The following is a 14923-nucleotide window of genomic DNA, read 5'->3' as shown; positions in this document are numbered from 1 at the left end:
TACTCCTGAGTCAAATACGTATTGCCTGTCCGGCACTGATTTTCGCCAGCATCTGCTGGCTTACCTGGCTAAGATCGACCACTTCGCTCACGCCACCCATATTGATGGCCTCGCGCGGCATGCCGAACACCACACAACTTGCTTCATTCTGCGCAATCGTCCAGGCGCCAGCCTGGTGCATTGCAAGCATTCCGGCGGCCCCGTCGTTGCCCATCCCCGTCAGGATCACCCCCACGGCGTTGCGCCCCGCATGTTTCGCCACCGAATGAAACAGCACATCCACCGACGGACGGTGCCGGTTGACCGGCGGTCCGTCATGAATTTTGATTTGATAGTTAGCGCCGCTGCGCGCCAGTTCCATATGCTTGTCGCCAGGGGCGATATAGGCATGTCCCGGCAGCACGCGCTCGCCGTCTTCCGCCTCTTTCACGCTGATCTGGCACAGCTTGTTCAGGCGTTCGGCGAACGAACGGGTAAAGCCTGGCGGCATATGCTGCGTGATCAGAATACCCGGACTTGAGAGCGGCAATGGCTGGAGTACATGACGAATTGCCTCTGTTCCTCCGGTTGACGCCCCAATGACCAGCAGTTTTTCCGAACTGAGTAAGGGACCGGCCTTCAGGGTCGCAGGCGCGGCCATCGGCGTGTGGGCGGCAAGCTTTGCCCGCGACGCGGTGCGGATCTTCTCGGCGATCATCTCGCTGTACGCCAGCATCCCCTCGCGAATGCCGAGCTGCGGCTTGGTGACAAAATCCACCGCTCCCAGCTCCAGCGCGCGCAGGGTGATTTCCGATCCTTTCCCGGTCAGGGAGGAGACCATCACCACCGGCATGGGCCGCAGCCGCATTAATTTTTCGAGGAAATCTATGCCATCCATGCGCGGCATCTCGACATCCAGCGTTAGCACGTCGGGGTTATATTTTTTAATTAAATCCCGCGCTACCAGCGGATCGGGGGCGGTTGCCACCATCTCCATGTCGCTGTGGCTATTGATAATTTCAGTCATGATCTGACGCATCAGCGCTGAATCATCGACGGACAATACCCTGATTTTACTCATGCTTTTTCCTTACTCAGCGCATATACCGTTTGCCCACGCAGGCTAAACTCACGCACGAGGTTGCTGAAGTTTTCCGAGTGCCCGGCAAACAGTAAACCGTCAGGCTTGAGCAACGGAACAAACCGACGCAAAATGTCCTGTTGCGTCGTTTTATCAAAATAGATCATGACGTTACGGCAAAAAATGGCGTCGAAAGGCCCCGGCACGTTGTACTGCTTATCCAGCAGGTTAACGGGCGCGAATTCGACGCAGTTCGCCAGCTCCTGGCGTACGCGTACCAGGCCTTCATGCGGGCCCGTGCCGCGCATGAAATAACGCTGCAGCTGCTGCGGCGACAGCGTTTTCAGTTCATCCTGGCGATAAACGCCGTTACGCGCCTTCTCCAGCACTTCGGTATCGATATCGCTGGCGTAGACCTTCCAGCGTCCCGGCGCCATCCCCAGCGTATCGGCAAGGGTGATCGCCAGCGAGTACGGCTCTTCCCCCGTCGAGGCGGCCGCACTCCAGACGCGATACTCCCCGGTGCGCCGGCGCGCATGCTCGGCCAGGACCGGGAAGTGGTGGGCCTCCCGGAAAAACGCCGTCAGGTTGGTGGTTAACGAGTTAATAAAAGCCTGCCACTCGGCGCTGTTCTGGTTCGCCTCAAGCATGCTCAGATAGCGACCAAAATCATCCAGCCCCAGCGTACGCAAGCGCCGCACCAGACGGTTGTAGACCATGTCCCGCTTATGATCCGCAAGCACGATCCCCGCACGCTGGTAGATTAACTGACATATCCGACGAAAATGCGCGTCGGACAGCGCGAGGCGCTGTGTCATCTGCAACAATAATGACGTTTGCCCAGGGGGCATTGGTGATGTCATAGCGCCTTCTTAATTACATTCAGGATACAACTGGCACGGCCTGCGACCGCCCGACTTCTGTTACTGCTTCAACGTGCTCTTTCACATTAAATACCGCGACCAGCCCGGTCAGACGATCCGCCTGGCTGGCCAGCTGATCGGTTGCCGCTGCCGCTTCCTCAACTAACGAGGCGTTCTGTTGCGTCACCTGATCCATCTGGGTGACCGCCTGAGCAACCTGCTCAATCCCGCGACGCTGTTCATCCGACGCCGAGGCAATCTCGCCCATGATGTCGTTCACTCGCGTCACGGAGGTGACGATTTCGTGCATGGTTTGTGCCGCCGTATCCACCAGGGCAGAGCCTTGCTGAACCCGTGACACCGATTCTTCAATCAGCACCTTAATTTCTTTCGCCGCGTTGGCGCTGCGGCTCGCCAGGTTACGCACTTCACCCGCTACCACCGCAAACCCGCGCCCCTGCTCCCCGGCACGCGCCGCTTCAACGGCAGCATTCAGCGCCAGTATGTTGGTCTGGAACGCGATACCGTCAATCACGCTAATGATGTCACCAATTTTCTGTGAACTGGTGGCGATCTCCTGCATGGTGCTGGCGACATGGGACGCCTGGTCGCCGCCCTTCTTCGCCGTCATCGCCGCCTGTTTTGACAGGTCAGACGCCTGACGCGCGTTATCGGCGTTCTGGCTAACCGTCGCGGTCAGCTGCTCCATGCTGGCTGCCGTCTGCGCCAGCGAGGCCGCCTGCTGCTCGGTGCGGGATGAGAGATCGTTGTTACCCGCCGCAATCTCTGAGATCCCGGTGTGCATGGCATAACTGCCCTGACGCACGTCGGATACCGTTTCCCTCAGCGATCCCTGCATCGCCTTCAGGCTGGCAAAAATTGCCGAAATTTCGTTCTTGCCGAACACCGCCACCGGACGCGCCAGGTCGCCTTTCGCAATGCTGTCGAAGTGGCTGCTGATAATCGCCAGCGGCTGCACAATCATTTTGCGTGACCAGAGCAGCGCGGCGCCGGTCAGCAAGCCCGCCAGAATCACCATCACGCCGAAGATGACGCCCGACATGTGATAGCTGGTGCGGCTTGCTTCACCGGCGCGCAGAACAGACTGATTGATATCCTGCTGCCATGCGTCAAAGCTGCCGTCAAACGCCGCCTGTGAGGCCTGAACCGGCGCGGTCATAAAGTCCGACAGCTGGTTGTTCTCAAGCCACGTCGCCTGATGGTCGAGATCGCTGTACCACTGTTCAAAGTGGGTCTTCATGGCGGCCTTCAGCGCTTTCTCTTTCTCGCTGCCGGTGGCCTGTGCCGCAAAGGCCTTAAACTGTGCGTCAGCCTGTTTCAGGCTGTCGCGTGCGGTGGCCATCAGCGCCTTAATGTCATCCGGCGGATAACTTAGCGCGGTTAAGGTTCCCGCCTTGTTCAGCGCAGTGCTTGCCTGCAGCAGCACGGCACGGGTTTGTGCCAGTGCGGAGCGCTGCTGATTACTCGCCTCAACGTCCTGCAAATTCTGATAGCCATCGCGAAACGCCCAAAAAGACAACCCGTTACTGCCAACCTGCAACACACCGCAAAGGATCAGAATCAAAAACAGTGTGGTCGAGATACGAATACGATTTAACATCCACGCTCCCATCAAGCGGCAAGCAGCCGCGGTTTAATTGTCAGTCAAAATGTTTCCCAGTTTTCATCTTGTCCGGTCGCCGCGGTACGCGTACGGTTTGCAGCCGTTTCAGCGGCTGGCGCGCGGTACGTCGCCTGCGGGGTGACCGTGTTTCCAGCGAGTGAAGCGAGACGAAACGCCGAGACGGCCATCTTCAGACGGCTCGCCTGGTCTTCCAGCGCAGCGGCCGCCGCAGCGGACTCCTGCACCAGGGCGGCGTTTTGCTGTGTCACGCGATCCATTTCCGATACCGCCAGGGCAACCTGGTCGATACCACGACTCTGCTCATCAGACGCAGAGGCGATTTCACCCATGATGTCCGTCACGCGGGTGACGGCATTCACGATGTCATTCATGGTCTCCCCGGCGCTTTCCACCAGCACGGAGCCGGTATCGACGCGGGAGACGGAATCTTCAATCAGCGATTTGATCTCTTTTGCCGCGTTGGCGCTGCGGCTGGCCAGGTTGCGCACTTCCCCGGCCACCACGGCAAACCCGCGTCCCTGTTCGCCCGCGCGCGCCGCTTCCACGGCGGCGTTCAGCGCCAGAATGTTGGTCTGGAAGGCAATGCCGTCGATGACGCTGATGATGTCGGCGATTTTCTTCGAGCTCTCGGCGATGTCGTGCATGGTTTTCACTACGCCATCCACCACGCGACCGCCGCGCTGCGCCGTCTCGGAGGCGCTTTCCGCCAGCTGAGACGCCTGGCGGGCGTTATCGGCGTTCTGCTTCACGGTCGCGGTGAGCTGCTCCATGCTGGCCGCCGTTTCTTCCAGGGCGGACGCCTGCTGTTCAGTGCGCGATGAGAGGTCGTTATTGCCCATCGCAATTTCGCTGGTGCCGGTATAGATGGCATCCGTGCCGCTACGCACGTTGGCGACGGTATCGATAAGCGAACGCTGCATATGGTCAACGCTGTTTGCCAGCTCGGTGATCTCATTGCGCCCGGACACGGTCAGCGTTTTGGTCAGGTCACCGCCGGCAATGTCACGAATATGGGCGATGACGCGACCGAGAGGGTTCAGCAGGATATGGCGAATGCCGTACCAGACCGCGATCAGCACAATGACCAGCGCCAGCGCCAGCACCGCCATCTGCCATTTCGCAAAGCGGTAGTCATTCTGGCTTTCAGCAAACGCGGAGTGATACAGATCGCCACTGACCTTTGCATATTCCCCCAGCGCCGCGCCGAGGGCGTTTTGCATCCCCTGCGTCGGCTGCGCGAAATAGGCGTCCATGTTGCCGCTCTCCAGGAACTGAATCAGCTCTGCCAGACCGGCATGGTAGGCGTTGTATTTTTCGTCGATATTCTGGCTCACCTGCTCCATCGCAGGCTGCGGGGTGATTTTCTTAAAGGCCTCGTAATGCTTTGCGGCATCCGCAAGTGTCGCCCGGGCATTTTTCAGCAGATCGGTTTTCGCGCTGCTCTGCTGATTGTTGGGATCCATCATCATGCGCGCGGACGAGCGGCTCAGGTTGATACGCGTTTGCAGCATCAGATCCCACGTTGAGGTGAGTTCACTCTGCTGCAGGCGGAGATCGTTCGAGGCCGCAAAGCTGTCCTGGTTCTGTTTTAATGACGAGAAAAAAAGCCCGCCGGAGATAAGCTGAAGTAGTGCGAAAATGACCAGCACCATCATAAGCATTGTGACAACGCGGATACGGTTCAACATACAACACCTTCTCATAGATTTATTAACGGTGTTATCGGCACAGCCAACAGGAACTTTACATTTGAGAAAGGGAAAAGCGCGGGGTTAGAAAGCCACGTCGACAATCAGCGTATCGGTGTAGGTTCCGGCGGGTGGCGTGGCCTGATTAGTCAGCACTTTCGCGGTGTAGTTGTAGGTACGCAGTAAACCGTCGGCACTGACCTGCGACGACGTCGCGCTGGTCCAGCGTTCGCTGCCGCTGCCGCCCCAGCGGTTACCCGTGGCTTCTTTATAGATGTCATAACTGAGGTAGTTACTGCCGCTTACCATCCGGCGCACGTTATTCAGCGCGTTAGCACCGTTGTTAATGCCGATGGTATACGTACTGCCTTTGGTACAGGTGACGGCTATCGCCTGTGAGACGGTGGGGAAACTTTGTACCAGCGGCGCGCTGTTGAAGTTGACGTCCGGCGTGGTCATGGCGCTACAGTCGTTGGTGACGGTCATATCCAACGTGATGCTGGTTCCTTTCGTTCCGGTTTGCAGTCCCGACAAACACGCGTTGAGCACGCCCACCGAGCAGACTCTATAGGTGATATCGAAGTTTAGCGTCACCTGATAAGGACCCGCGGTCACATTTTGCCCCGGTACCGTGCGGAAATAGAGAGGGATATTGTATTGTTTGCCGCCGATCAGATTTAACAAGGTACTGCTGTCCCAGGTATAGGTTTTACTGGTCTGTACTTCGCTGTTGTTAGCGCAGCCCGACTGCCCGCACAGGCGCGTCGGGATCACATCGGTGATGGCCGCGTTGTCGGTGCGCTTCATGGTCGCACGACCATTGGCCGAAACGGTTGCTGAGACAAAATTCAGCGTGATGGTGTCCCCGGTCAGCAAGTTCACCAGCGCATCACAGGCTACGACCAGTGTACCGGTGGTTGCCACTTCGCCAGAACCACTCAGCGCGAATGAGGTTACACTCCCAAACGCGGCGTTGACCGTACTGACTCGACAGTCAGCCCAACTGCCGCTGGCCACCAGCAGCAGAAGCATAAACAGCAGGCGCGTCATGGCGCCTCCCGACACACCAGCGGACCGTAGGTTTGCAGCTTGTGCTCCGGGTTGGCTCCCACGGTCAGGGTGACCTTGCAGCGTTTTCCGTCAGGCGCGATCACCTCCAGCGGATTCACATCGCTAAGGTTTTCCAGCCAGGCAATACCGTCATACCCCACCACCGCATTGCTGCGCGAGGCACGCCGGACCTGGCTTCCCACCGGCAGCGCCTGGCCGCGCGCATCGTGGAGGATGACGCTTGCCACCCTCTCCTGCTCCATCGGGAAATCGACCAGATAGCCGCTGTGACGCCGAATCGCAATTCGCCGCTCGGTCTCTTTCAGCCGGGTGTCCGCCGGCAGGTTCAGGGTATCAATGCGGTAGCTTGCCGGGTAATACGCCGACACCCCGCTGACCAGCAGGTAACCGTTGTTATTCGTTTTGCCAACGGGCTGGTTCTCATAGCTGACGGGCACGTCCGGATGACCGTCGGTACTGATGACCACAAACGCATCGTTGATCTTATTCGCCGCGAACAGCTCGCCGTCCATCAGAACAATCGCGCCCATCGCCTCGCCCCACCAGGTCATCATGTCCCTTTCGCCGTAGCCGCCGCCCTGCAGTTCAATATTGTTATTACGCCAGCCCAGCGTGCCCTGCTGATAGTCACTGGATTTTGACTGGTTGGCCCAGGCCATGTTCCAGCTAAAGCCGCCGTCAGACGGCATGGAATGGTTGTAGTTAATGCGCTGGGTGTTGCCCGCATCCGGGGTGTTTTCGACGGTGAACGCGGCGCTGTCGCGTGCCCCCAGCGGCACCTGTAGCGACAGCGCGACCGTCCAGTCTCCCCGCTGCTGGTCCCGGCTCCCGGCGAGGTAAATACTGCTCGCGCCCCACAAATTACGGCTCCATGAGAGATTAAGCAGCTCGGTTTTTTGACTGTCAAAACTCTCCACGTCAATCCAGGCTGCGCCGATGTTGCCGTACTGTCCCAGGTTGAAGGTCAGAGAATACTGGTCCGTATTGCGGCTGAAGCTGGCGATGGGTTTATCGTTCTCGTCATACACCGTAGGCTGGTCGTACAGGGCCAGATTGCCAAAGCCGCGGTCCCGACGCGTGTGCTGGGTGGCCACGCTGAACTCGCTGGTGCTGTACTGGTAACCCCAGTTGATTTGCCCGCCCGCCTCCCCGCGCATGCGGCTTTGCGAGTAAGAGGTATTCACCACGCCAAACTGGCCGAGTTTAATCACCGTCCCAGCCCCGCCCAGTGCCAGCGCCTCCGCCCCTTCGGCATGACCCTCCAGCGTCAGCCAGTCCGTCACCCCGTAGCGATACGAACCGCTGCCTGCCGCCGGGCCGTAGTCAAAATTCTTGATACCGTAATTACGCCGCAGGCTGCCCAGCGTCACGGCGCCGTCGCTCAGCCCTTTTTTAAGCAGGTCGCTGGAGACGTAAAACGGCAGCGTGGTGCTGACCTGGCGCCCTAATGCATCCGTCGTGACCAGTACCGCATCCCCGGCGCCGTTGATATAGGGCAGATTGGTCAGGGTGAAGGGGCCCGGCTGAAGCTGGGTTGAGCCGGACCGATAGCCGTTGATAAAGAGATCCACCGAGGTGAGTACCGCCGCTTCCCCCGCGAATTCGGGCAGCGGCCACGTCACCAGGTCAGGGCGCAGGGAGAAATCTCGCCCGACGCTGATCCCTCCCATCCGCACGCTGGAGTTCCAGCTCAGGGCATCGCTGATCACGTCCCCGACGCTCCAGCTCATTGCGTCATCCTCATTCGTGAACAGCAGGGTCGTGTCATAGCGGACATACCCTTCCTGCTGACCGTCGTTACCGGTGAAATTTTCCCGGGCATAGCCGGTGGAGGAAAACGAGCCGTTCTCATTGAAATAGCGGAATTCATGCCAGAGGGACGCCTGTCCGCCGATATGCTCCGTGTGGTTGGTGTAGAGATCGTAATTGAGCAGCGCGCCGCGCCCGAAGTGCGGTTTGGCCTGCGCCGTTTGCGCGCCGAACGGCGTCACGCGGGATGCGACCCAGTCCCGGGGAACGGTCAGCAGCAGGCGCTGCCCGGCGCTGTCGTACTCCACCCGAACCTGAGAAAGCGATGAGAGATTCACCTCTCCGGCAGGAACATGTTCCGGGGGCAGCCCCGCGCGCAGCAGGTCAGCGCTGGAGATAAAGAAAGCGCCTTTGCGCTGCGTCACGGGCACGACCAGACCGGTATCGTAGTGGTTGAGCACGAGGGCAAGCTGGAAGACCGCTTCATCATGTATCGCCTGTGCCTGGGGCGGCGGCGGAAGGCTGTCATCGCCGGGCTCAGCCCAGGTCGCGGAACTGACGCAAAGCAGTATCATCATCGCCGGCTTCAGTTGACGGGCGTCGACTGCCATTGTGCGTCCCTGGCATTAATCTGCGCGCTCATCCGCTCTGGCTGACGAACGCCTGCGGGTATCGGCCAGCTGCGGGTGCTGCCGGGAAGTACGTAACCCAGCAATCCCTCCGCGACCGTGCGTTTCTGCCCTCCCTGCTCCAGCGCCACCTGGCTCAGCCTGACATGGACATCCCCCCGATTCCGAACCTCCAGTACCGGCTGCCCATCCGCTCGCGTCACCCGCCAGCTCAGGTTCCGGGTCTCCACCAGCGCGTGATGCGCCCCCTCTTTTATTGTCGGGATCCCCTGGCCATACACAAACAGCGGAATGGAGTAACGCATCTGCAACTTGAGGCCGATGGCGGGTTCTGCTTTGGCATCAGGCTGAGGAATTTCATCCACGATAATGCGGTAGGCCTGTTCGACGCCTGCGGGAACGGGGGCCTGCTTAATAAGACGGATAAGCTGCTTGCTGCCTGTGCCAATCGTGACGATGGGCGGGCTGGCGACCACATCCTGCTGCGCGGCGTAGCGTTCGTGTCCGTCCTCCTGCTTCCAGCGCACAATACGCACCTGCATCGTGGTGGCGCTGTTTCCCTGGTTCTGGATCCACAGCTCCGTGGCGTTGGCGTCTGCCGCAAGCCACGGGTCGATAGGCCAGAGCAGAATGGTGGCTGCCGCCTGCGCCTGACCGGTTGCCACAGCCATTCCCAACGCGCCCGCCAGACAAACAGGTCTGAAAACTGGCTTCATCAACACTCTCCCTTTATTACCATGACAAGGTCACGGTGAGCTGATCGGAATACGTTCCTGCCGGGCTAAATCCGGTCAGTAGCGCCACGCCAAAAAGCGGCAGCGCGATGTTATTGCTGTTGCTATAGGTCACCGGTATCGCCTGGTTGACGCCAATTTCGCTGTTCGCGGCCAGCGAGCTGCTGCTGTAAAGCCGGTATCCCACCACGTCGGCGCCGTTCGAGCGCTTCATGCGGCGAACGGTTGAATAATTCTGTCCGCCATTAATGCTCATGCTCAGCGCCACGCCCGGCGTGCAGGCGATAGACAACGCCCCGTTTGGCACAAAGCTGGTGCTGACCGGCGCGCTCTCGACGCCGTTATGGGTGCCAAAATCCAGCGTCCCGAGCACCCCTCCGCTGCCGGCGGCCACCGCGCATCCCGGAACAATCGTCGCGCTGACCTTAAAGGACTGTGACGTCACCGCCTCCGCCGCGGGCGTCATCAGCAATCCGACGATCAGCGCGAAAAAAGGCTGCACGTGTCCCTCTGCGCATATGCGCAGACCAGTAAGAGTTGCCTTCATGGCGGTGCAGGACTAATAGGTGACGCTGACGTTAATCGTGTCGGTGTAGGTGCCCGGGACGACCGTCACGCTGTTACCGCCGCCGGTAATACGCCCGTAGAGGGTGTAACTGTCCACCCCTCCGGCCGTAGAGGCGATCGGCAGCGCGGTGTTATTGGCAATCACGCTGTTAAACCCGCTGTCGCTGTACAGGCTGTATGCCACGCCCTGTGCCGCGTTGGCGGTGTTAACCAGATAGCGCGCAGGGGTTCCCGGGGTGCCGACAACGGTGCCGGGTGCGGTGGAGTTGGTGTTGCCGGTGATCGCCACCGTATAGCTGGCGGTCGTACATTGAATAGTGAAGGTGTTTCCGCCGCTGGCGCCGGTGAGCTGCGTGGTCAGAGTGGAAAACGTTGCGGGATGGGTGCCGAAATCCAGTGTCCCGAAGTTAATGCCGTTTTGCGTGGGCGATCCGTTTATCAGACAACCGTTCGTGAGCGTCAGCGTCGCGCCGATGGTGCCGCTACTGGTGACGGCCAGCGCCTGATGGACCGTTGTCGCAGTCAGTAAGGTGCCTGCGCAGATCAAAAGGAGTTTTCTTTTCATTTACCACCCTCCAGAAGACGTCTCCGTTCCCTTGCCACGTTTTATTTTTGTCGTTCAAGATGTTAGCCCCGCTTAATGTTCCTCTGAGGGGGGTTATTGAGAATTTAGTTTACGGATATCGCTTCGACCACCTGCCCCTTAACGCATAAGCACTTTGTCTTATTGACTTCTTATTGCCTTAAATAACAGAGAGTTAAATTATTTTTTTCAGCATTTTCATGCTATCAGGAGAGAATATATCCATTAAAGTGTGATGCAGATCACAATATATCGTCAGGGCAATAACAACAAAATTAATAAAACTTAAAAAGGAGTTGTATCCCCCTACGCTTTGCGTCAATTTATGTGCCGAATAATTTCCCGCGTCGTAATAAAAAATTTATATGTAACGGTGCGGGCTACATCTGAAGCGCATAGAGGGTCTTTTTTCGTGGCAAGTGCAAACAAACTCACACTCTTCATCGTGATATTCATGCTGGCGGGTATTCTTTCAGGAGCAGCAATTCATGAATATGCATCTGCGGATGCCATCAAAGCCTGGTCGGATAATATTACCCTTCTGACCGATATTTTCCTGCGACTGATCAAAATGGTCATTGCACCGCTGGTCTTCAGTACGCTCACCGTCGGCATTATGAAGCTGGGCGAAACCTCCACCATTGGCCGCGTCGGCGGCAAAGCGATGGTATGGTTTATCAGCTCATCCGTGCTCTCAATTCTGGTCGGCCTGTTTATCGTCACGCTGGAGCATCCGGGCAGCGGACTGAACCTGACCGTCCCGACCGAGGCGGTGGATACCGGTCTGGCCGTTGGGGGCATGACGCTGAAAGCGTTCCTGTCTCACACCATTCCGACCAGCATCGCGGGGGCGATGTCGAACAATGAGATCCTGCAGATTGTGGTGTTCTCAATGTTCTTCGGCATTGGCGGCGCGTCGCTGGGGCAGAAGTTCAACGCCCCGCTGGTGGCCGCGCTGGACGTGGTTTCTCATATTATGCTGAAGGTCACAGGCTACGTAATGTACGTTGCGCCGCTGGCCATTTTCGCGGCAATCTCCTCCGTCATCGCCACGCAGGGCCTGGGCATTCTGTTGAACTATGCCTCCTTTATTGGCGGCTACTATGTTGCCATTCTTCTCACCTGCATGGTGCTGCTGGCCGTGGGTTACATGGTGCTGAAAAAAGAGGTGTTCCGCCTGGTCAGCATGCTGAAAGATCCGGTTCTGGTGGCGTTTACCACCAGCAGTTCTGAAGCGGCCTACCCTAAAACGCTGGAGCAGCTGGAGCGTTTTGGCTGCTCGCGCAACATCGCCTCTTTCGTACTGCCGATTGGCTACTCCTTCAACCTGGTGGGGTCGATGGTGTACTGCTCTTTCGCCTCGATGTTTATTGCGCAGGCGTACAACATTCATCTGAGCTTCTCTGAGGTGACGGTGCTGATGCTGACCCTGATGCTGGCCTCAAAAGGGATTGCGGGCGTACCGCGCTCCTCGCTGGTGGTGCTGGCCGCGACGATCCCAAGCTTTAACATTCCGGTGGCCGGTATTCTGCTGCTGATGGGGATCGACCACTTCCTGGATATGGGCCGTTCCGCAATTAACGTTCTGGGTAATGGTATTGCGACCGCCATGCTGTCGCAGAATGAAGGCGCGCGGGACGCGGAAGCTGAAGCTGAACTGGTAAAGCAGGAAGCGTAATGGCATGAAAAAGCCGGGTGGCGGCTTTGCCTTACCCGGCCTACAAATGGCCCGAACGCGTAGGCCGGGTAAGCGTCAGCGCCACCCGGCTTTGTTTTAGGCTACGTGACTCGCGGCGATATCCAGCAGCGCCATCTCATCGCTGTTCAGCAGCTTCTCAATGTTCACCAGAATCAGCATACGCTCGCCGAGCGCGCCCAGACCGGTCAGGTATTCGGTCGACAGCGTGACCGCAAACTCTGGCGCAGGACGAATCTGATCAGAGGTCAGAGAAAGCACGTCAGACACGCCATCCACCACGATCCCCACCACGCGCTGCCCCAGATTCAGGACGATCACCACGGTGTTGTCGTTGTAGTCAACGTCGCCCTGGCTGAACTTCACGCGCAAATCCACGATGGGCACAATGACGCCACGCAGGTTGGTGACACCTTTAATAAACGCAGGCGTGTTAGCGATGCGGGTAACCTGGTCGTAACCACGGATTTCCTGCACTTTCAGGATATCGATGCCGTACTCTTCATCGCCTAAAGTGAATACCAGAAATTCCTGTCCTGATGGCTCGCCCGCCAGTTTCGTTACATTACTCATACCGGTCATGTTATTACCTTCTACTTAATCAGGCGGCTGTGTACGCCACACGTTGTTCACGATTTAATCCCTGAAGCGCCGACACGTCGACGATCAGCGCCACGCTACCATCACCCAGAATGGTGGCGGCAGAAATACCCGGCACTTTGCGGTAGTTGCTTTCGAGGTTCTTCACCACCACCTGGTGCTGACCGATCAGCTGATCGACCAGCAATGCGTAGCGGCGGCCCGCGCTTTGCAGGATCACCACGATACCCTGCGTGGCCTCGGTCTTCGCCCCGTCCACTTCGAACACTTTCCACAGTTCCACCAGCGGCAGGTACTCACCGCGCACTTCGAGGACGCGCTCGCCGCCCGCCAGCGGATGCAGATCTTCCTCACGCGGCTGGAGGGATTCCATCACGGCGTTCAGCGGGAGGATAAAGACTTCGTCCGCCACTTTGACTGACATGCCGTCGAGGATCGCCAGCGTCAGCGGCAGCAGGATGCGAATGGTCGTGCCGGAACCCTGTTTGGACTGAATCTCAACGTGGCCGCCCATCTCCTGGATGTTACGTTTCACCACGTCCATGCCCACGCCGCGCCCGGAGACGTCGGTCACCTGCTCTGCGGTAGAGAAGCCCGGTGCGAAGATCAGCATGCCCACTTCTTCGTCGGTCATGTTTTCATTGACCGCCATTCCCTGCGAAATCGCTTTTGCCAGGATGCGCTCGCGGTTCAGACCTGCGCCGTCATCGGTCACTTCAATGCAGATGTTTCCACCCTGATGTTCCGCAGACAGGATCAGATTCCCGACCGGGGATTTCCCTGCGGCAATGCGGTTTTCCGGCAGTTCGATACCGTGGTCGAGGCTGTTACGCACCAGGTGCGTTAACGGGTCAATGATGCGCTCGATCAGGCTTTTATCCAGTTCGGTTGAGCTGCCCATCAGGGTCAGTTCAATCTGCTTGTTCAGCTTGCTGGCGAGATCGCGAACCAGACGCGGGAAGCGGCTGAAGACATATTCCATCGGCATCATACGGATGGACATGACCGATTCCTGCAGATCGCGGGCGTTACGCTGCAGCTGGCCCATGCTGGTAATCAAATCCCCGTGGGTGACCGGGTCGAGTTCGTTTGAACGTTGCGCCAGCATCGACTGGGTGATCACCAGTTCGCCCACCAGGTTAATCAGCTGATCAACCTTCTCAACGGCGACACGGATGCTGGTCGACTCGCTGGAGCGCGCGGCAGGTTTTTCACCACGGCCCGGTGCAGCAGCCTCTTTTGGCACCGCCTTGAGCGCCGGAGCCGCAGGCGCCACAGCCGGTGCGGCAGCCTGAGCGACAACAGCCGCCTCTTCCACAGCCGCAGGAACGTCAACCGCGACCGTTTCGGTTTCGAAGGCGATTTGATCGGCTTCAATCACAAAGCACAGCACCGCCACGATATCGTCCTGGCCAATACCGTCATCAAGCGTCGCGGCCAGGCTGTCTTTGCCTTTAACCACGTTGCTTAATTTCGCCAGGTTACCCAGCTCTTCTTCCAGCAGGTTAACTTCATTCTCTTTCAGGCGAGACAGCACCACGCGCAGTTTGCCCGCCGGTGCGTCGGCAGGGGCAGACGCCTGCGCGGCAACCGTATCCACAACGCTCAGTTTTGCGGCAGGAACCACGGCTGCGGCAACCTCACCTTTGGCTTCCAGCGCGAGCTGGCGCAGCGCATTGCAGATGTATTCAAAGCTGGCGGCGTCAGGCTCTGCCGAACTTTTATAGGCGTCGAGCTGTTCCTGCATAATATCTTTGGTTTCCAAAAACAGGTTGATAATGTCGGTATTGAGCTGCATCTCACCGCGTCGTGCTTCATCAAGCAGGTTTTCCATTAAATGGGTCGTTTCCTGCAGGATGGTAAATCCAAACGTTCCGGCTCCGCCTTTAATGGAATGCGCCGCACGGAAGATGGCATTGAGCTGCTCGGAATCCGGTGCTTCGGGCACCAAATCGAGCAAGTGTTGCTCCATATCGGCCAACAATTCGTCGGCTTCATCAAAGAATGTCTGGTAAAAATCGCTAATATCCATGCTCAC

General features: G+C 58.2%; 12 protein-coding genes. 1 reads left to right on the top strand and 11 read right to left on the bottom strand.

Annotated features, from left to right (window positions below; all coding sequences use genetic code 11):
• Nucleotides 1-10 precede the first annotated feature (10 nt).
• From LLF79_RS03465 to LLF79_RS03425, 9 genes are all read right to left on the bottom strand, one after another.
• Nucleotides 11-1060, bottom strand: a complete 1050-nt coding sequence (locus tag LLF79_RS03465) for a chemotaxis response regulator protein-glutamate methylesterase (RefSeq protein ID WP_008500430.1) — start codon at nucleotides 1058-1060, stop codon at nucleotides 11-13.
• Nucleotides 1057-1923 carry a protein-glutamate O-methyltransferase CheR gene (cheR, locus tag LLF79_RS03460; RefSeq protein WP_008500429.1) on the bottom strand — a complete coding sequence of 289 codons (867 nt, stop codon included), beginning with the start codon at nucleotides 1921-1923 and terminating at the stop codon, nucleotides 1057-1059. Before cheR ends, LLF79_RS03465 begins: the two co-directional genes overlap by 4 nt.
• Nucleotides 1924-1942: 19 nt before the next feature.
• A complete protein-coding gene (gene tap, locus LLF79_RS03455) occupies nucleotides 1943-3544 on the bottom strand; it encodes a methyl-accepting chemotaxis protein IV (protein ID WP_023344434.1) in 1602 nt (533 codons plus the stop codon).
• Nucleotides 3545-3588: 44 nt separating this feature from the next.
• A complete protein-coding gene (gene tar / locus LLF79_RS03450; protein WP_025912282.1) occupies nucleotides 3589-5256 on the bottom strand; it encodes a methyl-accepting chemotaxis protein II in 1668 nt (555 codons plus the stop codon).
• 84 nt (nucleotides 5257-5340) lie between these two features.
• Nucleotides 5341-6306, bottom strand: coding sequence for a spore coat U domain-containing protein (locus LLF79_RS03445; RefSeq protein ID WP_023293967.1), 966 nt, complete (start codon nucleotides 6304-6306; stop codon nucleotides 5341-5343).
• Complete coding sequence (locus tag LLF79_RS03440; protein ID WP_227879098.1) at nucleotides 6303-8687, bottom strand: fimbria/pilus outer membrane usher protein; 2385 nt, start codon at nucleotides 8685-8687, stop codon at nucleotides 6303-6305. The genes LLF79_RS03445 and LLF79_RS03440 overlap by 4 nt, the downstream gene beginning before the upstream one ends.
• The gene (locus LLF79_RS03435; RefSeq protein WP_032652515.1) at nucleotides 8663-9421 is read right to left on the bottom strand and encodes a molecular chaperone; all 759 of its coding nucleotides are present in this window, start codon (nucleotides 9419-9421) and stop codon (nucleotides 8663-8665) included. The genes LLF79_RS03440 and LLF79_RS03435 overlap by 25 nt, the downstream gene beginning before the upstream one ends.
• Nucleotides 9422-9437: 16 nt before the next feature.
• On the bottom strand, nucleotides 9438-9986 hold the full coding sequence (locus tag LLF79_RS03430) for a spore coat U domain-containing protein (RefSeq protein WP_227879097.1): 549 nt from the start codon (nucleotides 9984-9986) through the stop codon (nucleotides 9438-9440).
• Between the two features lie 12 nt (nucleotides 9987-9998).
• Complete coding sequence (locus LLF79_RS03425; protein WP_008500422.1) at nucleotides 9999-10571, bottom strand: spore coat protein U domain-containing protein; 573 nt, start codon at nucleotides 10569-10571, stop codon at nucleotides 9999-10001.
• A gap of 430 nt (nucleotides 10572-11001) precedes the next feature.
• Here LLF79_RS03425 and LLF79_RS03420 point away from each other — a divergent pair, with 430 nt between their 5' ends.
• On the top strand, nucleotides 11002-12267 hold the full coding sequence (locus tag LLF79_RS03420) for a dicarboxylate/amino acid:cation symporter (RefSeq protein ID WP_008500421.1): 1266 nt from the start codon (nucleotides 11002-11004) through the stop codon (nucleotides 12265-12267).
• Nucleotides 12268-12363: 96 nt separating this feature from the next.
• Here the strand turns inward: LLF79_RS03420 and cheW are convergent, their stop codons facing one another.
• The gene (gene cheW, locus LLF79_RS03415) at nucleotides 12364-12867 is read right to left on the bottom strand and encodes a chemotaxis protein CheW (protein ID WP_008500420.1); all 504 of its coding nucleotides are present in this window, start codon (nucleotides 12865-12867) and stop codon (nucleotides 12364-12366) included.
• A gap of 19 nt (nucleotides 12868-12886) precedes the next feature.
• The gene (gene cheA / locus LLF79_RS03410; RefSeq protein WP_023293970.1) at nucleotides 12887-14923 is read right to left on the bottom strand and encodes a chemotaxis protein CheA; all 2037 of its coding nucleotides are present in this window, start codon (nucleotides 14921-14923) and stop codon (nucleotides 12887-12889) included.

Origin of the sequence: Enterobacter cloacae complex sp. 2021EL-01169 (assembly GCF_020733125.1) — a bacterium.
Taxonomy (GTDB): Bacteria; Pseudomonadota; Gammaproteobacteria; order Enterobacterales; family Enterobacteriaceae; genus Enterobacter; species Enterobacter roggenkampii.
This window is presented reverse-complemented; position numbering and strand designations above follow the sequence as displayed.